Below are 22,771 nucleotides of genomic sequence, written 5' to 3' on the forward strand. Positions count from 1 at the left end.
AATCATGAAAAAACATATAATTTTATTCACAGCAGTAATTCTTTTAAGTGCTTGTAGCGCTATAAAAGTTACTACAGATTACGATATTCAAGTAGATTTTACCAAATACAAAACATTTGCTTTTTACAAACCTAGTATTGATAAAGCAGATGTGTCTGATTTGGATAAAAAACGAATTTTAAGAGCTTTAGAGACAGAATTGCTAGCAAAAGGATTTATAAAATCTGAAAATCCAGACATGTTGGTAAGTTTTTTTACAAAATCAAGAGAACGAGTGGATGTAAATCAGAGTAATGTTGGTTTTGGCTGGGGCTGGGGCTGGGGTTGGAATCCTTGGATGATGAATGGAGGAATGAACAATGTAAATGTTTCTCAGTTTACTGAAGGGACATTATTTGTTGATTTTATTGATAAAGAAAAGAAAGAATTGATTTGGCAAGGTATTGGAACAGGTGCTTTACGTAATGAAAACCGAGATAAAAAAGAAGAGAGAATCAAAGAATTTGTTAAAGAAATTGTATCAAGATTTCCACCTGAAAAGAAGTAGATTAAGAATTGAGAATTAAGAATTACACTTTGAATATTGAATATAAAAAAACTCCGAAACTAAGTTTCGGAGTTTTTTATTTTATGGAGAGTAATCAATTAAAATCCTGCAGATTTTACAGTTTTAATGATTCTTCCTGCAATTTTGTATGGATCACCATTAGAAGCTGGTCTTCTGTCCTCTAACCAACCTTTCCATCCTTTTTGAACAGTGATGATTGGAATTCTGATAGAAGCTCCTCTATCTGAAATTCCGTAAGAGAAATCGTGGATAGAAGCAGTTTCATGCTTACCAGTTAAACGTTGATCATTAAATTCACCATACACAGCAATATGTTCTTTTACAACTGGTCTAAATGCTTCACAAATTTTTTCATAAATCTCACGAGATCCACAAGTTCTTAAGGTTGTGTTAGAGAAGTTTGCGTGCATACCTGAACCATTCCAATCCATATCTTTTCCTAATGGTTTTGGGTGATATTCAATGTACCATCCGTATTTTTCAGTCAATCTGTCTAACAAATAGCGAGCTACCCAAATTTCATCTCCCGCTTTTTTTGCTCCTTTTGCAAACAATTGGAATTCCCATTGACCAGAAGCAACTTCTTGATTGATACCCTCAAAATTGATACCAGCATCAATACACAAATTTGCATGCTCTTCAACCAATGCTCTACCATGTGTATTTTTTCCTCCTACAGAACAGTAGTACATACCTTGAGGAGCAGGATAACCACCCACAGGAAATCCTAAAGGAAGCTGAGTTTTCTTGTCCATGATAAAGTATTCTTGCTCAAAACCAAACCAGTAATCATCATCTTCATCATCAATAGTTGCTCTACCATTTGATTCGTGTGGAGTTCCATCAGGATTTAAAACTTCTGTCATTACTAAATAACCATCTCTTCTTGCAGGATCTGGATAAATTGCAACTGGCTTCAATAAACAGTCAGAAGAACCTCCTTCAGCTTGTCTTGTTGATGATCCATCAAAAGACCAAATCGGACAATCTTCTAATTTTCCACTAAAGTTTTCTTCAATTTTGGTTTTGCTTCTCATGTTTTGAGTTGGATAGTATCCATCTAACCAAATATACTCTAATTTAGACTTACTCATAATTATGTTTATTTTAAGTTTTCTTTGTTTTAATGACTACAAAAGTGTAATAATTTGCACTGATATCAAAAAAAATAGGGGTAAAAGTTTTAGATTATATTAAAAATAATTTTATCCCTAATTTTTATAGGGTATATTTGCATAAAGAATAAAATTTACCATTTAAAAATATTATTATGTCAACAATTAGATTTGCTGCATTACAAGAAAGTATAAATAGAGTCGCATTAAAAATTGAAGAAAAGGAAAAAAGATCAGTTTTATTTGGAAAAAATGTTTTCAACAAGCATGCAATGCAGCAGTATTTGACAAAATCTGCTTATGAAAGTGTCATGAATGCCATTGAAAAAGGAACTCAAATTGACCGTAAAATTGCTGATCAAGTGGCAGTTAGTATGAAAGATTGGGCTATTTCAAAAGGAGCGACACACTATACTCACTGGTTTCAACCATTAACAGGTGCCACTGCCGAAAAACACGATGCTTTTTTTGAATCTATCAATGGAAGTCTGGCAATGGAAAAGTTTGATGGAGAGCAATTGGTACAACAAGAACCTGATGCATCGAGTTTTCCAAGTGGAGGTATTAGAAATACTTTTGAAGCGCGTGGTTATACAGCTTGGGATCCAACTTCTCCTGCATTTATCTTTGAAACAACTTTGTGTATTCCAACCATTTTTGTGGCGTATACAGGTGAGGCTTTAGATAATAAAACGCCTTTGTTAAGAGCGTTGCAAGCTATTGATACACACGCAACTGCAGTGTGCAAATATTTTGATAAAAATGCTACGAAAGTAAATGCTACCTTAGGTTGGGAGCAAGAATATTTTTTGATTGATGACGCTTTAGCGCAATCAAGACACGATATTTTAATGACAGGAAGAACCTTATTAGGTCATACACCTGCAAAAGGGCAACAATTGGATGACCATTATTTTGGAAGTATTCCATTAAGAGCCATGAATTTTATGCGTGATTTAGAACAAGAATCCATGTTATTAGGTATTCCTGTGAAAACAAGACACAATGAAGTTGCTCCCAATCAATTTGAATTAGCTCCGATTTTTGAGGAAGTAAATTTAGCAGTTGACCACAATTCTTTGTTGATGGATGTGATGGGTAAAATTGCCAGAAGACACCATTTCAAAGTGTTATTTCACGAAAAACCTTTTGCTGGAATCAATGGTTCTGGAAAACATAACAATTGGTCTTTGTCAACTTCTGATGGAACGAATTTGTTGAGTCCTGGAAAAACACCCATGAAAAATTTACAATTCTTAACTTTTTTCGTAAATACCATCAAAGCTGTGTATGAAAATGAAGAGTTGTTGCGCGCTTCTATTGCATCTGCAAGTAACGATTATAGATTAGGAGCCAATGAAGCACCCCCTGCAATTATGTCCGTTTTTATTGGATCACAATTGTCTAATGTGTTGGATGAATTGGAAAATGTAACGATTGGAAAACTTTCTCCTGAAGAAAAAACCGATTTAAAATTGAATATTATTGGTAAAATTCCTGAAATTTTATTAGACAATACAGATAGAAATAGAACTTCGCCCTTTGCATTTACAGGCAATAAATTTGAATTTAGAGCAGTAGGATCTTGGACAAATTGTGCCATTCCTATGACAATTTTAAATACCATTGTTGCGAAACAATTGAAAGATTTTAAGAAAGAAGTAGATGTTTTAATAGATGACAAAAATCTTAAAAAAGACGAAGCTATTTTTAATGTATTGAGAGAATACATTAAGCAGTGTAAAAAAATTCGTTTTGAAGGTGATGGTTACAGTGAATCTTGGGAGAAAGAAGCGAAAAAAAGAGGACTAAGCAATAACAAAACAACGCCTGAAGCGCTAAAAGTAAAAATCTCAAAAAAAGTGATTGACTTATTCCAAGAAATGGAAGTCATGAACAGCATAGAAATGGAAGCGCGTTTTGAAATTGAATTAGAAGAATATACCAAACGTTTGCAAATAGAAAGTCGTGTTTTGGGTGATATCGCTCGGAATCACATAGTTCCTGTTGCTATTAAATATCAAAATACTTTACTAGAAAATACCAAGAATTTGAAAGAAATTTTTGGAGAAGAATATAAGAATATCGCTAAAGAGCAAATCGAATTGATCATGATTATTTCCAATCATATTACCGAAATCAATGCATTGTCATTGCAAATGATTGAAGCTAGAAAAAAAGCAAATCTGTTGCATGGCTTAGCATCTGCAAATGCGTATTGCAATAATGTAAAACCATTTTTCGATCAAATTCGCTATCATTGTGACAAATTAGAAACGATGGTTGATGACAGTTTATGGCCATTAACCAAGTACCGAGAATTATTATTCACGCGATAATAGAAAACATCCTACTTTTCAGTAGGATTTTTTTTGTAAAAGAGTAAATTTGCAAACGCAACATTCCTATTATATGAGTCAAGAAGTTTCAAAAAGATACGCACAAAGAGGTGTTTCAGCTGCAAAAGAAGATGTTCACAATGCCATCAAAAACATTGATAAAGGTCTTTTTCCAAAAGCTTTTTGCAAAATTGTACCTGATTATTTAACGAATGATCATGATTATTGCTTGATTATGCATGCAGATGGTGCAGGTACAAAATCGTCTTTAGCATACATGTATTGGAAAGAAACTGGCGATATTTCTGTTTGGAAAGGCATTGCGCAAGATGCTTTGATCATGAATATTGACGATTTAATTTGCGTTGGTGCTACTGATAATATTTTGCTTTCATCTACCATTGGAAGAAATAAAAGTAAAATTCCGAGTGAAGTGTTGTCGGCAATTATCAACGGAACTGAAGAGCTGATTGCCGAATTAAAAAAATTCGGTGTTACTATTCACTCTACAGGAGGAGAAACTGCGGATGTTGGTGATTTAGTTAGAACCATTATTGTAGATTCAACAGTTACAGCAAGAATGAAACGTGCTGATGTCATCAATAATGCAAATATAAAATCGGGTGATGTGATTGTTGGTTTGGCTTCTTTTGGACAAGCAACGTATGAAACCAGATATAATGGAGGAATGGGTTCAAACGGATTGACCTCTGCAAGACACGATGTTTTTCATAAGTATTTGGCAACCAAATATCCAGAAAGTTTTGATGCAGCTGTTCCTGAAGAATTGGTGTATTCAGGGAATATTAAATTAACAGATTCCGTTGTAAATTCTCCTATTGATGCAGGGAAATTAGTGTTGTCTCCAACAAGAACGTATGCGCCAATCATCAAAGAAATTTTATCAAAATTTACTTCGGATAAAATTCACGGAATGATTCATTGTTCAGGTGGTGCTCAAACAAAAATTTTACACTTCGTAGATAATTTGCACATCATCAAAGACAACTTATTTCCAATTCCGCCATTATTCAAACTGATTCAAGAACAATCAAAAACAGATTGGAAAGAAATGTATCAAGTGTTTAATTGTGGACACAGAATGGAATTGTACGTTTCTCCAGAGATTGCTGATGATATTATTTCGATTTCAAAATCCTTTAATGTTGACGCTCAAATTGTGGGGCGTGTTGAGTCTTCATCTTCCAAGAAATTGACTATTAAAAGTGAGTTTGGTTTGTTTGAGTATTAGTGTTTACCACTCGAATCTCAAAACAAAATTGGTTGTTTTCTTTAAAGAAAATTTATCAATTTGAGTTAATTGACTATTTGATAAGTTATCACTGACATACTCTCTAGTTAACTGATTGTTTTTATTGAACAAGTTTCTAACAGAAAATCCTATTTTACCATTAATGTTATTTTTTTTGGAAATTGAAAAATGATATATAGAAGAAAAGTCAAATCGACTGTAATTAGATAAAACTTCTTCATTGATGTCGTCGTCTAAAATTCCATCTGATTCTAATTTTGTAAAAGGCGTTCCTGTATGCCATTTCCAGCCAAAAGCAATTTGGAATTTCCTTGTTTTATAGGCAATTGATGATGAAATAGCCTGTTGTATTTGGTTGTTTGCTATAAAAAATTCATTCTCTTTGATGTTAGGAAACTTGTTTTTAATATCTAAATAAGAATAACTAACCCAAGTTTTAAAATGGTTAAAGTTTTTTTTCAAATAAAAATCAATTCCTGAAATATATTGTTCGCCAATATCAAATCGATTTGAATTATTGTTTTGGAATCCTAGTTTTAAAGCTGATATTCCTTTATTTTTTTTGTAGTAACTATCAACGTCAAAACTCCAACCATTAGAATCATATAAAATTCCAGCTGTAAATTGCTGACTATTGATTATCGGAGAATCAGTACCATCAGCCAACCTCCAAAGTTTGTTTTCTAATGATAAATTGCTAACCAAAGTTTCATCTATTTGATTAATTGTTTGGTTTTTAATGTCAGCTGATGCTTGAAATTTTAGATTATTGAATAGTTTTTTTGTAATGATAATTCTTGGTTCAATTCTAAATTCTTTAAACTGTTCGTAATAATTTCCACGAAAACCAACATTAAAATCAAAAAAGGAAAAAGTTCTATTTTTATGTTCAGCAAAAAAGGAAAAAGTATTGATAGTATTATTATTTTCATCTAAAATAAACACCAACTTGTCAATAACTTCTCTAAAGGAATATCGAACATTTTTAAAATCGTATTGAAACCCAATCAAAGTTGTATTATTTGACTTGGAATTAATGCTTAGTTCCGTCGAAAAAAAATTGTTATTTACAAAATTTTCTTTGTTGAATATTTTGTTAACTTGAGCACTTGTTTGTGTTATAAATTCGTAATTATGGGTAAAATATGAGGAGCTAAAAGTAGTTAGTTGATTGATTTTTTCACTCCATTTTTTTCTCCATGTAGCACTAAATCCGTTATTTTCTGTATCAAGAATATCTTGATACAATTCATTACTTTGTGTATTTTCATTATAATGATGTAAATCATTATCAATATGAATGTAGCTCAATGAAAAAAGGTTATTATTGTTCAATGCATAATTGATTTTGTATGTCATGTCATTGAATGAGAAATTTTCTTCAGAATTTTGAGAGCTATGAATTACTGTAGATTGGAAAACTTTATCTTCGAAATTTTCATAAGCATTTGAAGAAAAGTAATCGTGTATTGATTTTCTAAAAGAAACCATAACACTTAATTTATTTTTGATGATTGGTGTTTCTAAAAAAAAATCACCACTAATTCCATTCAAGCCTGCACCACCATTAAATTTTTCAGCAACATTATTACTAGTAGAAATATTAACTACACTAGAAATTCGCTCTCCATATTTTGGATTGACACCCTTGTTTAAAAATTCAATATCCGAAGTTATGTTTGGGTTAAAATAAGAAACCATTCCAAAAAAATGTCCCGAGTGAAAAATATTGATGCCATCCCAAATAATTTGATTTTGGTCAGGTGTACCACCCCTAACATTTAATCCTGTGGCAGTTTCGTTTGGACTGTTAACTCCCGGAAGTTCTTGTAAGCTCTCTAAAATATCCGCTTCAATTAAACCCGGTAAAATTTCAAGTTCTTTTGGATTTATTTTATAAATGGCGTTTTTGTTTTTACTAATTCCTTTTGCTAGATAGCTATTAATTAAAATTTCACTTAAAATACTTTCATCTATAAAAGGTTGTTTTTCTTCTTTTTTTTCAGTTACTGAAATATATTTTTGATTGATAAACTCAAAATTTAATGAAAGTTCATCCGAGATGATGGATAGAAGTTCGTTTAAATTTCGACTTTTAAAAATAATAGAAATACGTTTACCTTCAATTATTTTATCTGTAAAAGATATTTTTACATTGTATGTTTTTTCAATAATAGCAAAAGCATCAATCACTTTTATATTTTCAAAACCAATTTCTTTTTGAGATTGGTTTTGAGAAAAGGAAGTAAGACAAAAAAAACTGAAAAAAATTACCAATAATTGCCTCATCTATTTTGATAAAATGACTGTAGAATTTGTTATTTTATAATTTAGTCCTGTGGTTTTAAATACAGATGCAAGTGCAATATCTAAATTTTTGTTATCAAACGAACCTGAAAAAACAATGGTATTGTCTATTGATTTACTCTCAATTTTAATATTGAATTGTTTTTCCAATCCATCAATCACCACTTTTAAAGGAACACTTTTAAAAGTAGTTTCACCAGCAATCCATGAAGGTTGTGTGTCAGATATAATTGCTACATCTTCTAAAACTTTACCATTAACAACTCGAACTGATTTAGAAGGTGTTAAAATATATTCATTGTTTTGACTTGTAACTTTTACTTTTCCTTTATAGCAAATTACTTCAAAAAAACCATCTTGCGAATGAACACTAAATTGAGTTCCTAATACAGAAATAGTTCCATTATCAGTTAAAACATTAAAGGTACTTCCTTTTTGAACTTTAAAAAAAGCCTCTCCATTCAAGCGAACATTTCTGTTGTTTTTCCAATCTTTTTTAGTGTACGATAAGCTAGATTTTGCATTCAAAAGTACCTCTGAATTATCTAACAAAGCAATAGTTTTAAATTCTCCAAATCCCGACTCAAAATTTACTTCTTGATTGTTTAGAAAAGAGTTAACTCCAAAAATTATTGCCACAGAAGCAGCAACAGCAATCACACTTTTTGTAAACAATGAAACAACCATTGAGGGGTTATTTTTTATACTTTGTTTTTTGGCAATTTTATTTTTGATGTTTGCAAAAGTTCCTTCAGAAGGAGCCTCTAAATATTCATAAAGTTTGATTCCTTCTTTTATCTTTTTATAGTTTAAAAACTCACTTTCACTAACGAACTCTTTTAACTGCTCGTCAGTAATTTCCTCAGCCAGCCATTTTGCTAAAAAAGTATCATTATTTGTAATATTTTCATCCATTTTTTCTCCCTTTACAATAAACTATACAACTCAATTCTTAAAAACCCTACCTTTTATATAATATTAATTTTTTCTCTCAAAGCAATCAAAGCATTGTGCATTCTTTTTTCAACAGCTTTTACAGATAGATTTAGTTGAGCTGCTATTTCCGAGTATTTTTTTTTCTCCATTCTACTTAGCATAAAAACTTCTCGTTGTTTTTCAGTTAAACCAGCAATGGCATTTTGAAGCGATTGATAAAATTCATTTTCAATATATAAAAATTCGGGAGTTTCATTGCTGTTTTCATGAACAAATCCCTTTTGATGTTTGTCAATAACCTGATGGTGTTTTGCAACATTCAAAAACAAATTGTTGGCAATAGTAAATAGGTAATTTTTTACAGTATCATATTTTGCCTCTTTGCATTGTTCCCAAAGTTTTACAAATGCATCTTGAACAATATCTTCAGTCAAATCAGTATCCTTTGTTTTAAAAAAAATAAATCGTTTCACATCTTTTCCATATTTCCGAAAAACTTCTTCGAAAATAATGGTATTACAGATGTTTTTTATATCTCTTATCATGAGTAATTGTCAAATTGATGGTGAGGTGTCAAAAGTAGTAAAAAAAAAATCTTAGAAAAGGTAGGGTAATTTTATTTGAGGTTGTATAGTATTTGAAACATCGAAAAACAGAATTCATAACAATCAAAAAAAATAATTACTAAAATTTTACAAAATGAAAACTTTCAAATTTTTTACTTACACATTTATACTATCAGTTGTAGCATTTTCATGCACAACAGATTTACAAGACAACCAATTACAAGAAACCATTGAAACAACTTCAGAGAGTCCTTCTGCTAAAACGGTGGTTGATGTTGTAAAGAGCCACTTAAAAGCAGACGGTAGTTTTTACAATCTACAAAATCCTGCAAGTGCCATGACTTACGATTTGGGTTTTGAGTTTGCATACCCAATTACTTTATCCTTAACGAATGGTACCAAAATTATTTTAAATAGTATTGAAGATATAGCAATTATAGCGAAAGAAATAACCTCAAATAACACTATTTATGGAATAAGTTTTCCTTTTAGTATTGAAAGAGATGGCGTTAAAGAAACTGTATTATCAGAAATTGATTTTGGTATTTTGTTAAATAGCAAAGACACAGACAATGATGGAACGCCAAATTATCAAGATACAGATGATGATGGAGATGGAGCATCAGACGAAGCAGAAGATCAAAATCATGATGGTGATTCAACAAATGATGATGCTGATAATGATGGAATACCAAATTATCAAGACACGGATTCAGATAATGATGGTCAATTAGACCAAGATGAAGATAATGATGGAGATGGTGATGTAACCAATGACGATTCAGATAATGATGGAGATGCGGATTATGTAGATACTGATTCAGACAATGATGGAATTGATGATGGAACGGATACTGATGATGATAATGATGGAACTGATGATCATTACAATGGAAATGACAATGACAATGATGATGATAACAATAACAATAACAATAACAATAATGATGATAATGATGATAATGATGACGATAATGACAATGATGACAATGGCAACTAAGCCAATCGTTTTCAACGAAATCAAACAATTAAAACATACTATTTGAATTAGTTGAATCATCAATAGCAAACCTTAAAACAGGGGTAGAAAGTAGAAGTTTGCTATTGATATTCTTAAAAAAATTAAAGATCATGTTACACAAAATAATCTTATTGGCCTTGTTCTTCATTTCAATTTCTGGTTTTTCACAAGAATGGGAAAAAGAGTATTCAAGAGCACAACAGATAGCGAAAGAAAAAAACAGACCAATTGTTCTGGTTTTTCAGGGATCGGATTGGTGTGCGCCTTGCATAAAATTAAATCAAGAGGTTTGGAATACTGAAATATTTAAAAAGTACGCAAGCAATCATTATGTAATGTTACAAGCAGATTTTCCGCGAAAAAAGAAAAACGCTTTATCAGAGAACCAAACAAAAGCAAATGCAAAACTTTTTGAAGCATATAACAAGAATGGGATTTTTCCTTTGGTAGTTATATTGGATAGTAATGGAAATAAACTTGGTGAAACAAGCTATAAAAAATCTACCCCTCAGCAATATATTGATGAAATTAATTCATTTATAAATTAATCAAAACATAAATTAACAATAATGAATCGTAAAGAATTTTTAAAATCTATTGGAGTGTCTGCTGCTTTTGCAATTACGTATTCGTGTTTAGGAGGCTGTTCAACACCAGTTGACGACATCTTTCTTGAAACTCCACAATCACCTCAAACACCTCAAACATCAAGCTCATTATTAAAAATTGATTTATCAGATCCTGCATCAATCAGTTTGAAAAATAACGGTGGATATTTAATCAAAAACAACATTTTGGTCGCCAAAAATTTAAATGGAAATTATGTTGCAGCCACTGTAGTTTGTAGTCATGACAATTTAAAACGATTGATTTTTAAAAATGGAGAATATTATTGTACAGCTCACGGAGCAAGATTTGATGTATTTGGGAAAGGACTTAATTCAAAGGCTAGTAGAGGAATAAAAATATATAAAACCTCTGTAAGCGAAAATATCTTAACGGTTTTAGCTTGACTATAAATTTTCAATTATCATGAAAAAATATTTATTCGTTTTAATTTTCATTATCTCCACTGTACTTTGGGGACAACAGCCTTACAAAAGAACGCTCAAACTGATGGGAAGTAGGTTTGATATTACGGTTGTTGCAGAGAATTCAGATCAAGCCAATGCCTATATTGATATCGCTGTCGCTGAAATTAGCCGAATAGAGAAATTAATTTCTTCTTGGGATCCAAATTCACAAACTTCAGAAATCAACAGAAATGCAGGAATAAAACCTGTAAAAGTTGATGATGAACTTTTTCAATTGATAAAACGTGCAAAAAAAATATCTAAATTAACCAATGGGGCTTTTGACATTAGTTATGCTTCTATGGATAAAGTTTGGTTTTTTGACGGAACAATGAAGGAGATGCCTTCAGAAGAAGCAATCAAAAAATCCGTCGTAAAAGTTGGTTATGAAAACATTTATTTAGATGAAGAAAAACACACTGTTTTTTTAAAACTACCAGGAATGAAGATAGGATTTGGTGCCATTGGCAAAGGTTATGCCGCTGATAAAGCCAAGGAATTATTAATGAAAAAAGGAATTTCAGCAGGAATTATAAATGCTTCAGGAGATTTGAATACTTGGGGAACCCAACCAAATGGAAATGATTGGTTGGTTGCTATTGTAAACCCTCTCAATAAAGAAAAAGTTTTTTCTTGGATGCCCGTTAAAAATAGTGCAGTCGTAACCTCAGGAAATTACGAAAAATATGTAAAATTCAATGATGTTTTATACACTCACATTATTGATCCAAGAACTGGTTATCCTGCAACAGGAATTCTAAGTGTAACAATTTTTACAAAAACTGCTGAGCTAGCAGATGCTTTGGCAACCTCAATTTTTGTAATGGGTTCAGATGTTGGCTTAAATTTTATAAATCAATTAGAAGGAGTTGAATGTGTTATAATTGATGCTAAAAATAAAATCATCACTTCAAAAAATATTAAATTAAATACTATAAAAAATGATTAAAAAAGGTGTTATAACCATTCTTATAATGGGATTTTTTAGCTCATGTGTAGCTTTAAAAGAGTACGAAAAAATCAATATAAACGATCCAGATATGGTTTTAGCAGACAAAAAAGCAGACAAGTTTACAACCAATTTTCAAGTGTATCGTGAAGCTGCTGCTGGTGCAAATGGAGGAAAATCTGGAGGTGGTTGTGGATGCAACTAAATTTAAAAAATGTCAATTTTGAAAAATATATCAATACTTTTTTTATTGTTCTTTATAAGCTTTGCTGTTGCTCAAGAGAAAGACAAAAAAGAATATAAAAAACGCGTTTTAGAAACTGCTGAGGTAGATTTTATCAGTAGCTATTACTCACAAGATGGCAATAACGCTTCTGTTACTGGAGGAATAGGAAATGAACATTTAACAGATGTTGCATCTTCTATTGTCATAAGTTTGCCCCTAAATGCTGATGATGTTTTAACAGTTGAGGCGGGTTTTTCTGCCTACACTTCTGCATCATCAAGTAATGGAAATCCCTTTGATACTAGTGGAGCTTCTAGAAATGGAGGAGATGATGATGATGATGAATATGATGATAAAAGGGCAGTAGCCTCAAATACCATTGGAAGTCCTTGGGTCGCCTCCTCTGGAGCCTCTAAAAGTGATGTTTGGACTACCGTTAATATGGCTTATGCTCACTCTTCAGACAGTCGAAATTTTACTTGGGATTCACATGTTTCATTTTCATCAGAATACGATTACACTTCTTTTGGTTTTGGTGGTGGTATTCTACAACAATTCAACGAAAAAAATACTTCAATTGGAATTAGCGGAAGTGTTTATTTAGACACTTGGGATCCTGTATATCCAACTGAGTTAAAATCCTATAACGATGTTAATGGAAATTTAAATTTGGGTTTTTTTAGCGGCATTTCCATCTTGAACCAAAATGGAAATCAAAGTAAAAGTTGGAGGCCTAAAAATGGGTTTGATAAAATTCAAAATAAAGAAAGAAATTCCTTTTCAGCTTCAGTTAGTTTTTCTCACATCATTAATAAAAGAGCTCAAATTTCAGTTTTTGCTGATTTTGTTCAACAACAGGGTTGGTTAGCTAATCCTTTACAACGTGTGTATTTTGCAGATATTGCCAATTATTATATTGGTAATGCCAGCAGTATTAGTAATTATGGCTCTAAACAAAATAGCGATGTATTTCAATTGGCTGATGATATTGAACGCTTGCCAAATACAAGGTTTAAAATACCAATTGGTATGCGTTTTAATTATTACATCAACGAAATGTTTGTATTGAGAACTTATTATCGATATTATTCAGATAATTGGGGAATAACTTCACAAACGGCAAGTGTTGAAGTGCCTGTGAAAATTACAGATAAATTTACCCTGTATCCATCTTACAGATATTACATACAAACAGCTGCAAACTATTTTGCACCCTTTGAAAAGCATTTGTCAACTCAAAATTATTACACTTCCGATTTCGATCTTTCAGCTTACAATTCAATGCAACTTGGTGTCGGAATTTCATATACAGATATTTTTACGAAATCGCATTTGTGGAAATTTGGATTAAAAAGTGTTGATGTTAAACTATATCAATACAAAAGAAATTCGGGTTTTAATTCGGGAATCATTAATGTAGGAATGAAGTTTATCATGGATTAAAACATTCTATTTATTATGAAAAAAATTATAGCTTTATTTATTGGCATTTCATCATTTGCAATAAATGCTCAGGAAAATAGTATGAATCCCGTTTCTTGGAGTTCAAAATCGATAAAAATTTCAGAGTCAATTTACGATATTGTAATCACTGGTGAAATTGAAAAAGATTGGCATTTGTTTTCTCAATTTACTAACAAAAGTGGCTCTTTGCCTTCTGTGCTCACTTTTGAAAATTCTAAAGACAATTATCAATTAATTGGTCTAGCAAAAGAAAGTAAAACAACTACAAAATACAATGATATTTTCGAAGTTGATGAAACATTTTTTGTTAATAATGCTCAGTTCACACAACGGATAAGATTGATTTCAAAAGAATTACCAGGAATCCATTTGAATCTAAGTTACCAAGTTTGCAAAGAGGTGTGTATAAATAAAGAAGAAAATTTTATGATTTCTCTTGATGGTAGCAAAATTGAAGTTTCACAGGTAATTATAGATGAAAAAAACAAACAATTAGGAGAACAATTGTTACTTGATTTAAAAAATAAAGAACAATTCAACAATGATTTACCAAACCAAACTACCAAAGGGAATTTATGGAAAATTTTTGTATTAGGATTTTTAGGCGGTTTGCTTGCATTGCTTACGCCTTGTGTTTTCCCAATGATTCCTCTTACGGTTTCATTTTTCACAAAACAATCTGATACTAAATCTAAAGGAATTAGAAATGCCATTTTATATGGTCTTTTTATTATAGTAATCTATGTTGGATTGAGTATTCCTTTCCATTTTTTAGATTCCATGGATCCTGAGATTTTAAATACCATTTCAACAAATATTTGGTTGAATGTGATTTTCTTTATCATTTTTATCTTTTTTGCCTTTTCATTTTTTGGATATTACGAGTTAACATTGCCAAATTCTTGGTCAAATAAAATGGATTCAGCTTCCAATACAGGTGGAATTATTGGTATTTTTTTCATGGCAGTTACATTGGCTTTAGTTTCATTTTCTTGTACAGGACCCATTTTAGGTTCATTATTAGCAGGATCATTGACAAGTGATGGTGGTGCATTTCAATTAACTGCAGGAATGATGGGTTTTGGAGTAGCATTGGCATTGCCATTTGCACTTTTTGCCTTGTTTCCAAATTTACTAAAATCCTTACCTAAATCTGGGGGTTGGTTATCAACTGTAAAAGTTTTATTGGGTTTTGTGGAATTGGCTTTGGCTTTTAAATTTTTATCAAATGCAGATTTGGTGGCACATTGGGGAATTTTAAAAAGAGAGGTTTTTATTGGAATTTGGATGCTTATTTTTGGTTTGATGGCGTTGTATTTTTTAGGATTTTTTCGATTTCCGCATGAAAGTAAAAAGAAATTCAGCCTGCCAAAAGTTTCTTTTGCGTTACTAATTGTTGCTTTTGTGATTTATTTAGGAACAGGTTTGTCTAAAAATACGCATCTGAAAGTATTGGCTGGATTTCCACCACCAACTTTTTACAGTGTTTACACGCAAAGTTCAGATTGTCCTTTGGGTTTAGATTGTTTTAAAGATTTTGATAAAGGTCTTGAATTTGCGAAAAAAATGAATAAGCCAATCTTGTTAGATTTTACAGGTTGGGCATGCGTTAACTGCCGTAAAATGGAAGAAAATGTTTGGACACATCCCAATGTTTACAAAGTACTTAAAGATAACTATGTATTGATTTCTTTATACGTTGATGATCGTCAAGAATTGCCAAAAGAATATCAATTTAAAATTCAAATGAATCAAAATCATCTGAAAAAGATTAAAACAGTTGGTGACAAATGGGCAACATTTCAATATTTGAATTTTAAAACCGCTTCACAACCTTATTATGTAACTTTGAGTCCTCAACTGGAAGTATTAAACAAGGCAAAGCAATATACCAATGCTGATGATTATTACAGATGGTTACAACAAAGTCTAAAAACATTTAACAACTAATTTGTTGTGATTTACCAAAAGTAAAACTTATCAACTTTTTATTGTTGATAAGTTTTAAATTATTGATTTTCTGTTATTTACAAATAAACTCCAGATTTTTATGACAAAAGTCATGTTTTGCGTGTTCAATTTTAAAGAAATTTCACATGCAAAAATCAACTTCATAAAATTCACGGTATCATGTCAAATTCGGAGATTTCTTCTTTCAAAAAAGCACCTAAAATTACTAGAGAATCAGCTCTTCAAAAATCAATCAACTATTTTAAAAACGACGAACTAGCGGCTTCTGTTTGGTTGAATAAGTATGCTTTAAAAGATTCGAATGGCAATTTATATGAAAGCTCTCCTGATGACATGCATCACAGAATCGCATCAGAAATTGCAAGAATTGAAAAAAAATATTCAAATCCATTATCAGAAAATGACATTTTTGAAGTGATCAAAAACTTCAAATACATTGTGCCACAGGGAAGTCCTATGGCTGGTATTGGAAATCCATTTCAAATTGCCTCACTCTCCAATTGTTTTGTAATAGGTAATAACGGAGAATCAGATTCCTATGGAGGCATTTTAAAAATTGACCAAGAACAGGTTCAATTAATGAAACGTAGAGGTGGAGTTGGGCACGATTTATCACACATTCGTCCAAAAGGGTCGCCTGTTAAAAATTCAGCATTGACATCCACAGGCATTGTTCCTTTTATGGAACGCTATTCAAATTCTACAAGAGAAGTTGCCCAAGATGGAAGACGTGGCGCATTAATGTTGTCAGTTTCCATCAATCATCCTGATGCTGAAGATTTTATTGATGCCAAATTAGAACAAGGAAAAGTTACAGGAGCAAATGTGTCTGTAAAAATTGACGATGCGTTTATGAACGCTGTCAAAAACAACGCTTTGTACACCCAAAAATATCCTGTTTTTAGCCAAAATCCTTTGTATACCAAAGAAATTGAAGCATCCAAAATCTGGAAAAAAATTGTGCATAACGCATGGAAATCAGCTGAGCCAGGCATTTTATTTTGGGATACCATTATCAATGAATCTGTACCAGATTGTTATGCTTATATGGGTTACAAAACGGTTTCCACAAATCCATGTGGCGAAATTCCTTTGTGTCCTTATGATTCTTGCAGATTGTTGGCAATCAATTTGTATTCGTATGTAACAAATCCTTTTGAACAAAAAGCCACTTTTGATTTTTCGTTATTCAAAAAACATATTGCAATTGCTCAAAGAATGATGGATGATATTATTGATTTAGAATTGGAAAAAATCGATAAAATTTTAGAAAAAATTGATCAAGATCCTGAAGAGGAATCTGTAAAATCGGTTGAAAAAAACTTATGGCTCAACATCCGTCAAAAGGCTTATGAAGGCAGAAGAACTGGCATTGGAATTACTGCAGAAGGTGATATGTTAGCCGCTTTAGGTTTGCGTTATGGCAGTGAAAGAGGTAATGAATTTGCTACAGAAATTCATAAAACCTTGGCAATTGAAACCTACAGAGCTTCTGTAAATTTGGCAAAAGAGCGAGGTTCTTTCTCTATTTTTGATGCTGATAAAGAGAAAAATAATCCATTTATTCTTCGTTTAAAAGAAGCTGATTCTAAGCTTTATTATGAAATGTTAGAACATGGCAGACGAAATATTGCTTTGTTAACCATTGCTCCTACAGGAACTACGAGTTTGATGACACAAACTTCTTCTGGAATTGAACCTGTTTTTATGCCTGTTTACAAACGCAGAAAAAAGGTAAATCCGAATGATAAAAATGTAAACATCGATTTTGTAGATGAAGTAGGGGATTCTTGGGAAGAGTTTGTTGTTTTTCATCACAAATTTAAAACGTGGATGGAAGTCAATAACATTGATACTACACAACATTTTTCTCAAGAACAAATTGATGAATTGGTCAAAAAATCACCTTATTACAAAGCAACTTCTAATGATATTGATTGGATTAGTAAAGTTACCATGCAAGGAGCCATTCAAAAATGGGTTGATCATTCTATCAGTGTAACTATCAATTTACCCAATGATGTTTCTGAGGATTTGGTTGGCGAATTATACATAAAAGCTTGGGAAGTTGGGTGCAAAGGCGTTACCGTTTACAGAGATGGTTCGCGATCTGGAGTTTTGATTTCAAACGAGGAAAAAAAGAAAGAAACGATTGGTAATTTCCCCTTAAAGCGACCTCAAATTTTGGAGGCAGAGGTGGTTCGTTTTCAAAACCAAAAAGAAAAATGGATTGCTTTGGTAGGTTTGATTGATGAAAAACCCTATGAAATTTTTACAGGTTTGATTGATGATGAAAACGGAATCGTAATTCCACAGTGGGTTGAAAAAGGAGATATTGTAAAAAATTATAACGAAGATGGATCTTCAAGATACGATTTTCAATACAAAAACAAATTGGGTTACAAAACCATCATTGAAGGATTGTCTTATAAATTCAATCCTGAATTTTGGAATTACGCCAAGTTAATTTCTGGAGTGATGCGCCATGGAATGCCCATTCATAAAGTAATTGAATTGATTAATACCCTGCATTTTGATAACAATTCCATCAATACTTGGAAAAGTGGTGTGCAAAGAACCTTAAAAAGGTATGTAGAAGATGGCATTATTGCAAGAGGACAAACCTGTGATAATTGCCACTCAAAAGAATTGATTTATCAAGAAGGATGCTTAACTTGTAAAGATTGTGGTTCGTCTAAATGTGGGTAAAAGGTTAGTTTACTTTATCAAAAATAAAGTCAATTCGAAAATCATCGCTTGAAATAATAGCTTTTAATTGCTTATTTTCAAGGTAATAATGAATTTTTTTCGGGAATTCGTTTTGTGGATTTTCACACACAAATGAAGTGTCTGTTTGCGAAGTAAATTTAAAATACGTTGGTGTTTCATTTACATTAGAAACCATTAAATGCAACGTATCATTGATTTCAAGAATGCTCATTTGCTCATTAAAAACGGTTTTTCCGTTATTGATGGTGATTCCCATTCCAGTCAAATCACTTTTCCAGTTTTCATAGGTTTTATTACCTTCTGTGTCATTCAAGCGAATCCAATTGCCAATCAAAAAAGTGGGTTTTGATGGTTTCTTTTCTTCTTTTTGACAAGATATCAATAAAATAATGCCTAAAAATAAAATTAGTGATCTCATAAAAATTAGTTTCCTTTTTTCAAAGATACCTATAAAAATTGTAAATTCGCACACTTAGAAAAGAGGACAAAATGATTGAAAAAATACGAATTGTAAAACAGCGTTATGACGAAGTTTCTGACTTGATAATTCAGCCAGAAGTAATTTCTGATCAAAAACGATACATACAACTAAGCAAAGAATATAAAGATTTAGGAAAGGTTGTTAAAAAAGGAAATGAGTACATTTCGTTACTAAATAGTATTGACGAAGCAAAAGAAATCATTGCTGATGGTTCAGATCCTGAGATGGTAGAAATGGCAAAAGCCGAAATGGAAGAAGCCCAAGAAAAAATTCCTGCAATAGAGGATGAAATCAAGTTTTTATTAATTCCGAGAGAACCAGAAGATTCTAAAAACGCCGTGGTTGAATTACGTGCAGGAACAGGTGGTGACGAAGCCAGTATTTTTGCGGGTGATTTGTTTAGAATGTATTCAAAATATTGCGAAAGCAAAGGTTGGAATGTATCTATCGTCGATTTTTCTGAAGGAACCAATGGCGGATTTAAAGAAATTCAGTTCGAAGTAAATGGCGAAGACGTTTATGGAACCTTAAAGTTTGAAGCTGGGGTTCATCGTGTGCAACGTGTTCCACAAACAGAAACGCAAGGTCGTGTGCATACATCAGCAGCAACTTGTATGGTTTTTCCTGAAGCTGAAGAATTTGATGTGGAAATCAATCCAAAAGATGTTCGAATTGACTTTTTCTGTTCTTCAGGTCCTGGAGGTCAATCTGTAAATACTACCTATTCTGCTGTACGTTTAACACACATTCCAACAGGTTTGGTAGCACAATGTCAAGACCAAAAATCGCAACATAAAAATAAGGAAAAAGCTTTTAAAGTATTGCGTTCGCGTTTGTATGATATTGAGTTGGCAAAAAGGCAAGAAGAAGATGCTTTGAAACGTGGTTCTATGGTTTCTTCTGGTGATAGAAGTGCCAAAATTAGAACCTATAATTATGCACAAGGACGTGTTACAGACCACAGAATTGGCTTGTCTTTGTACGATTTACCAAATATTTTAAACGGAGATATTCAACGAATTATTGACGAATTGATGATGGCAGAAAACACTTCAAAATTGAAACAATTAGGAGATGGATTTTAATTCATTTAAATTATAACGTAAAAAAGCCTCTTTAAAGAGGCTTTTTTATGCTTACATTTTAATTATTCATCACCAAATAAATGGATTTCAGTGAAGCTTTTTTCAACTAAAATTTCTTGATGTTTGTTGCCATTACTTTCTTGTAAATCCACTTTTACGTTGTCAATTTCGAAAGAGGTAATTTTAAACGGTAAATTGTGGAAAACAATTCTGAAATTGCTGTATTGTGCATCAAATTTACCTTCTTTATGTTGTTGCAAAATAATTTCGTTTTCTTTTCCTGTAAACTTAAAAGTTCGCAAACTGTATCTTCCTTTTTTGTAGTCATAGCCATCATGTGCATCATCATACAATTTAGAAGTTTCTTTGCCAACTTTGTAATATACATCCAAAGTGATTTCGTTGAATTGTTTTTCTCCAACGTATTGTTGCACAGGATATTTCGGAATCACAGCACCTTCTTTGATAAAAATTGGCATGCTATCCAAATCTGCATCTACCCACATTTCTTTGCCACCTTCAACCATTTCATCTGTCCAGAAATTATACCAATTTCCTCTTGGAATGTACATTCTTCTTCCTTTAGTATTGGGTTCTAAAACCGGACAAACCAATATTTTATCACCGTACACAAATTCATCACTTCTGTAATGCGTATGAACATCTTCTTGATCAAACAACACCAATGATTTCAAAATCGGAATTCCGTCATTGATATAATCCCAAAATGCAGTATATAAATAGGGTAATAGTTGATAACGCAGTTCAATAAATTTACGGACAATATCTGTAATTTCAGTTCCAAAAACCCAAGGCTCTTGATCACCATGATCACCAGAAGAATGCACTCTACAAAACGCATGAAATACACCTAATTGAATCCATCTTGCAAATAATTCGCCTTGAGGTTGTTCTGCAAATCCACCAATATCACTTCCTGCAAACGAAAATCCAGACATTGCCATTCTTTGTGCTTGCACATTGGCAATCCACAAATGTTCCCAAGTGGCAACATTGTCTCCCATCCAAGTGGAGGTGTAACGTTGTGTACCAGAATAGGCTGCTCTTGTGATGACAAAAGGACGTTTTGGATACGCAAATTTTTTCAAACCATGATAGGTTGCTCTTGCCATTTGCATTCCATATACATTGTGTGCTTTTCTATGACTGCAAGGATTTCCGTCAAAATCATGACGCACATCATCAGGAAATGTTTTGTTTGGAACTTCCATCACAGCAGGTTCATTCATATCATTCCAAACACCTTTTACGCCAATATCTTCAATCAATTCTTTGAATAATTCTGACCACCATTCACGAACTTCAGGTTTTGTATAATCAGGAAAATAACATTCTCCTGGCCAAACTTTTCCTTTCATGTAAGGACCATCTGCTCTTTTACAAAAATAATCTTTGTCTAAAGCTTCTTTAAAAACGTCGTATTCTAAATCAATTTTGATACCTGGATCAATGATAACAACGGTTTTGAAACCATCATTTTCCAATTCTTTGACCATTCTTTTTGGATCAGGGAAGTGGTTTTTATCCCAAGTAAAACAACGGAAACCATCCATATAATCAATATCCAAATAAATAGCATCACAAGGAATTTGAAGTTTTCTAAACGTATTTGTAATTTCTTTTACTTCACTTTCAGGGAAATAACTCCATTTACATTGATGAAAACCAAGCGCCCATAAGGGTGGTAAAGCATGAGGTTTTCCTGTTAAATCAGTATAATTGGCAACGACATCTTCCATTTTTGGACCGTAAATGAAATAATAATTCATTTCACCACCTTGTGCCCAAAAACTGGTTACGTTTCTGCGTTCTTGTCCAAAATCAAAGTGTGTTTTAAAGGTGTTGTCAAAGAAAATTCCGTACGATTTGTTATCCTGAATGGCTGTGTAAAAAGGAATTGCTTTGTAAATAGGGTCTGTATCTTTGCCAAAAGCATACGAATCAGTCACCCAATTTTCGAAACGTTTTCCTTTCATATTTACGCCAACAGGTTTGTCTCCCAATCCATAATAGCTTTCTGCACGTTGGCAAACTTTACTCATTTTAACGATGTCACCACCAAATTCATAGCTTTCTTCCCAATGAAAACCAAGTTCATCTTCATTGATCAATTTTAAATCAAGAGCATCATAAATTTTAATTTGCAAACTCAATTTCTCAACTTTACAAATCAATTTTGAGGTTTTGATAACATAATGAGTTTCTTCTTCAGTAACTTCTAAAAAGTTATACCCTCTAGAAGCGTGGATGGTAATTCCGTATGAAAAATCGTTATCAAATTTTCCTGTGGTGGTATATCTAAAACGAATAACACTATCTCTTACAACAGTTACTTGTAAAATTACATTGTTTTTTGTGGTGAAATATAGTGTATCAACTACTTTTTTATATTTTATGATTTCTGATGGAAATAAATTTCCTTTCTGTTCAAGTTCGGTATTAACAATCATTTATTTGTTTGTTTTTTAATTTGGTAAAAATCGTAAAACTTTGGAAAACAGCCTTGTCATTGAACGATTTTTTACGACAACGTTTGCGTTTAAAATTACTAGAATTTAGACACATTTTACTAACTATTTAAGGTATTTTCTACCACTAGATGTGAAATATTAAAACCTTGAAAAATGACAAACTAATTTTTTATAA

Annotated in this window: 18 protein-coding genes; 12 read left to right on the forward strand and 6 right to left on the reverse strand. The window is 32.0% G+C overall.

The window, feature by feature from the left end; all coding sequences use genetic code 11:
* The first annotated feature begins 4 nt into the window (after positions 1 to 4).
* Positions 5 to 547 (forward strand): DUF4136 domain-containing protein, encoded by a 543-nt coding sequence (locus WHA43_RS11490; RefSeq protein WP_105047180.1) that lies wholly within the window; start codon positions 5 to 7, stop codon positions 545 to 547.
* Positions 548 to 645: 98 nt separating this feature from the next.
* Here WHA43_RS11490 and WHA43_RS11495 read toward each other — a convergent pair whose 3' ends face one another.
* Positions 646 to 1,662: a glutamine synthetase beta-grasp domain-containing protein gene (locus WHA43_RS11495; protein WP_105047181.1), complete on the reverse strand. Its 1,017-nt coding sequence runs from the start codon at positions 1,660 to 1,662 to the stop codon at positions 646 to 648.
* A 176-nt stretch (positions 1,663 to 1,838) separates the two neighbouring features.
* On the opposite strand from WHA43_RS11495, the gene WHA43_RS11500 reads away from it, so the two are divergent.
* A complete protein-coding gene (locus WHA43_RS11500) occupies positions 1,839 to 4,022 on the forward strand; it encodes a glutamine synthetase III (RefSeq protein WP_105047182.1) in 2,184 nt (727 codons plus the stop codon).
* A 73-nt stretch (positions 4,023 to 4,095) separates the two neighbouring features.
* Entirely contained in the window at positions 4,096 to 5,274 is a 1,179-nt protein-coding gene (locus WHA43_RS11505) for an AIR synthase related protein (RefSeq protein ID WP_105047183.1), read from the forward strand.
* Between the two features lie 3 nt (positions 5,275 to 5,277).
* Here the strand turns inward: WHA43_RS11505 and WHA43_RS11510 are convergent, their stop codons facing one another.
* The 3 genes from WHA43_RS11510 to WHA43_RS11520 are packed head-to-tail and all read right to left on the reverse strand — an operon-like array spanning position 5,278 to position 9,083.
* Positions 5,278 to 7,584 (reverse strand): TonB-dependent receptor plug domain-containing protein, encoded by a 2,307-nt coding sequence (locus WHA43_RS11510; RefSeq protein WP_105047184.1) that lies wholly within the window; start codon positions 7,582 to 7,584, stop codon positions 5,278 to 5,280.
* Complete coding sequence (locus WHA43_RS11515) at positions 7,585 to 8,517, reverse strand: FecR family protein (protein WP_105047185.1); 933 nt, start codon at positions 8,515 to 8,517, stop codon at positions 7,585 to 7,587.
* A 53-nt stretch (positions 8,518 to 8,570) separates the two neighbouring features.
* Positions 8,571 to 9,083, reverse strand: a complete 513-nt coding sequence (locus tag WHA43_RS11520) for an RNA polymerase sigma factor (RefSeq protein ID WP_105047186.1) — start codon at positions 9,081 to 9,083, stop codon at positions 8,571 to 8,573.
* 154 nt (positions 9,084 to 9,237) lie between these two features.
* Between WHA43_RS11520 and WHA43_RS11525 the strand changes: the two genes are divergently transcribed.
* The 8 genes from WHA43_RS11525 (at position 9,238) to WHA43_RS11560 (ending at position 18,517) form a co-directional block, all read left to right on the forward strand.
* The gene (locus tag WHA43_RS11525) at positions 9,238 to 10,104 is read left to right on the forward strand and encodes a hypothetical protein (RefSeq protein ID WP_105047187.1); all 867 of its coding nucleotides are present in this window, start codon (positions 9,238 to 9,240) and stop codon (positions 10,102 to 10,104) included.
* 131 nt (positions 10,105 to 10,235) lie between these two features.
* The gene (locus WHA43_RS11530) at positions 10,236 to 10,673 is read left to right on the forward strand and encodes a thioredoxin family protein (protein ID WP_105047188.1); all 438 of its coding nucleotides are present in this window, start codon (positions 10,236 to 10,238) and stop codon (positions 10,671 to 10,673) included.
* 21 nt (positions 10,674 to 10,694) lie between these two features.
* Entirely contained in the window at positions 10,695 to 11,138 is a 444-nt protein-coding gene (locus tag WHA43_RS11535; RefSeq protein WP_105047189.1) for a Rieske 2Fe-2S domain-containing protein, read from the forward strand.
* A 19-nt stretch (positions 11,139 to 11,157) separates the two neighbouring features.
* Positions 11,158 to 12,147 carry an FAD:protein FMN transferase gene (locus WHA43_RS11540; RefSeq protein ID WP_105047190.1) on the forward strand — a complete coding sequence of 330 codons (990 nt, stop codon included), beginning with the start codon at positions 11,158 to 11,160 and terminating at the stop codon, positions 12,145 to 12,147.
* Entirely contained in the window at positions 12,140 to 12,352 is a 213-nt protein-coding gene (locus WHA43_RS11545) for a DUF4266 domain-containing protein (protein ID WP_105047191.1), read from the forward strand. The genes WHA43_RS11540 and WHA43_RS11545 overlap by 8 nt, the downstream gene beginning before the upstream one ends.
* A gap of 9 nt (positions 12,353 to 12,361) precedes the next feature.
* Entirely contained in the window at positions 12,362 to 13,816 is a 1,455-nt protein-coding gene (locus tag WHA43_RS11550) for a DUF3570 domain-containing protein (protein WP_105047192.1), read from the forward strand.
* Between the two features lie 15 nt (positions 13,817 to 13,831).
* Positions 13,832 to 15,787 (forward strand): protein-disulfide reductase DsbD family protein, encoded by a 1,956-nt coding sequence (locus WHA43_RS11555; RefSeq protein ID WP_105047193.1) that lies wholly within the window; start codon positions 13,832 to 13,834, stop codon positions 15,785 to 15,787.
* 180 nt (positions 15,788 to 15,967) lie between these two features.
* Positions 15,968 to 18,517, forward strand: a complete 2,550-nt coding sequence (locus WHA43_RS11560; RefSeq protein ID WP_105047194.1) for an adenosylcobalamin-dependent ribonucleoside-diphosphate reductase — start codon at positions 15,968 to 15,970, stop codon at positions 18,515 to 18,517.
* Positions 18,518 to 18,521: 4 nt separating this feature from the next.
* Here WHA43_RS11560 and WHA43_RS11565 read toward each other — a convergent pair whose 3' ends face one another.
* Complete coding sequence (locus WHA43_RS11565) at positions 18,522 to 18,956, reverse strand: DUF6265 family protein (protein ID WP_105047195.1); 435 nt, start codon at positions 18,954 to 18,956, stop codon at positions 18,522 to 18,524.
* Positions 18,957 to 19,027: 71 nt separating this feature from the next.
* Between WHA43_RS11565 and prfA the strand changes: the two genes are divergently transcribed.
* Positions 19,028 to 20,104, forward strand: coding sequence for a peptide chain release factor 1 (gene prfA / locus WHA43_RS11570; protein ID WP_105047196.1), 1,077 nt, complete (start codon positions 19,028 to 19,030; stop codon positions 20,102 to 20,104).
* A 62-nt stretch (positions 20,105 to 20,166) separates the two neighbouring features.
* On the opposite strand, the gene WHA43_RS11575 is transcribed toward prfA, so the two are convergent.
* The gene (locus tag WHA43_RS11575; protein WP_105047197.1) at positions 20,167 to 22,575 is read right to left on the reverse strand and encodes a glycoside hydrolase family 31 protein; all 2,409 of its coding nucleotides are present in this window, start codon (positions 22,573 to 22,575) and stop codon (positions 20,167 to 20,169) included.
* Between the last annotated feature and the right edge of the window lie 196 nt (positions 22,576 to 22,771).

This window comes from Polaribacter gangjinensis (genome assembly GCF_038024125.1).
GTDB classification, from domain to species: domain Bacteria; phylum Bacteroidota; class Bacteroidia; order Flavobacteriales; family Flavobacteriaceae; genus Polaribacter; species Polaribacter gangjinensis.

Excerpts from the sequence above, each read along its gene's own strand:
- WHA43_RS11490 (WP_105047180.1), top strand. The coding sequence starts at position 5 with ATGAAAAAACATATAATTTTATTCACAGCAGTAATTCTTTTAAGTGCT.
- WHA43_RS11495 (WP_105047181.1), bottom strand. The coding sequence starts at position 1,662 with ATGAGTAAGTCTAAATTAGAGTATATTTGGTTAGATGGATACTATCCA.
- WHA43_RS11500 (WP_105047182.1), top strand. The coding sequence starts at position 1,839 with ATGTCAACAATTAGATTTGCTGCATTACAAGAAAGTATAAATAGAGTC.
- WHA43_RS11505 (WP_105047183.1), top strand. The coding sequence starts at position 4,096 with ATGAGTCAAGAAGTTTCAAAAAGATACGCACAAAGAGGTGTTTCAGCT.
- WHA43_RS11510 (WP_105047184.1), bottom strand. The coding sequence starts at position 7,584 with ATGAGGCAATTATTGGTAATTTTTTTCAGTTTTTTTTGTCTTACTTCC.
- WHA43_RS11515 (WP_105047185.1), bottom strand. The coding sequence starts at position 8,517 with ATGGATGAAAATATTACAAATAATGATACTTTTTTAGCAAAATGGCTG.
- WHA43_RS11520 (WP_105047186.1), bottom strand. The coding sequence starts at position 9,083 with ATGATAAGAGATATAAAAAACATCTGTAATACCATTATTTTCGAAGAA.
- WHA43_RS11525 (WP_105047187.1), top strand. The coding sequence starts at position 9,238 with ATGAAAACTTTCAAATTTTTTACTTACACATTTATACTATCAGTTGTA.
- WHA43_RS11530 (WP_105047188.1), top strand. The coding sequence starts at position 10,236 with ATGTTACACAAAATAATCTTATTGGCCTTGTTCTTCATTTCAATTTCT.
- WHA43_RS11535 (WP_105047189.1), top strand. The coding sequence starts at position 10,695 with ATGAATCGTAAAGAATTTTTAAAATCTATTGGAGTGTCTGCTGCTTTT.
- WHA43_RS11540 (WP_105047190.1), top strand. The coding sequence starts at position 11,158 with ATGAAAAAATATTTATTCGTTTTAATTTTCATTATCTCCACTGTACTT.
- WHA43_RS11545 (WP_105047191.1), top strand. The coding sequence starts at position 12,140 with ATGATTAAAAAAGGTGTTATAACCATTCTTATAATGGGATTTTTTAGC.
- WHA43_RS11550 (WP_105047192.1), top strand. The coding sequence starts at position 12,362 with ATGTCAATTTTGAAAAATATATCAATACTTTTTTTATTGTTCTTTATA.
- WHA43_RS11555 (WP_105047193.1), top strand. The coding sequence starts at position 13,832 with ATGAAAAAAATTATAGCTTTATTTATTGGCATTTCATCATTTGCAATA.
- WHA43_RS11560 (WP_105047194.1), top strand. The coding sequence starts at position 15,968 with ATGTCAAATTCGGAGATTTCTTCTTTCAAAAAAGCACCTAAAATTACT.
- WHA43_RS11565 (WP_105047195.1), bottom strand. The coding sequence starts at position 18,956 with ATGAGATCACTAATTTTATTTTTAGGCATTATTTTATTGATATCTTGT.
- prfA (WP_105047196.1), top strand. The coding sequence starts at position 19,028 with ATGATTGAAAAAATACGAATTGTAAAACAGCGTTATGACGAAGTTTCT.
- WHA43_RS11575 (WP_105047197.1), bottom strand. The coding sequence starts at position 22,575 with ATGATTGTTAATACCGAACTTGAACAGAAAGGAAATTTATTTCCATCA.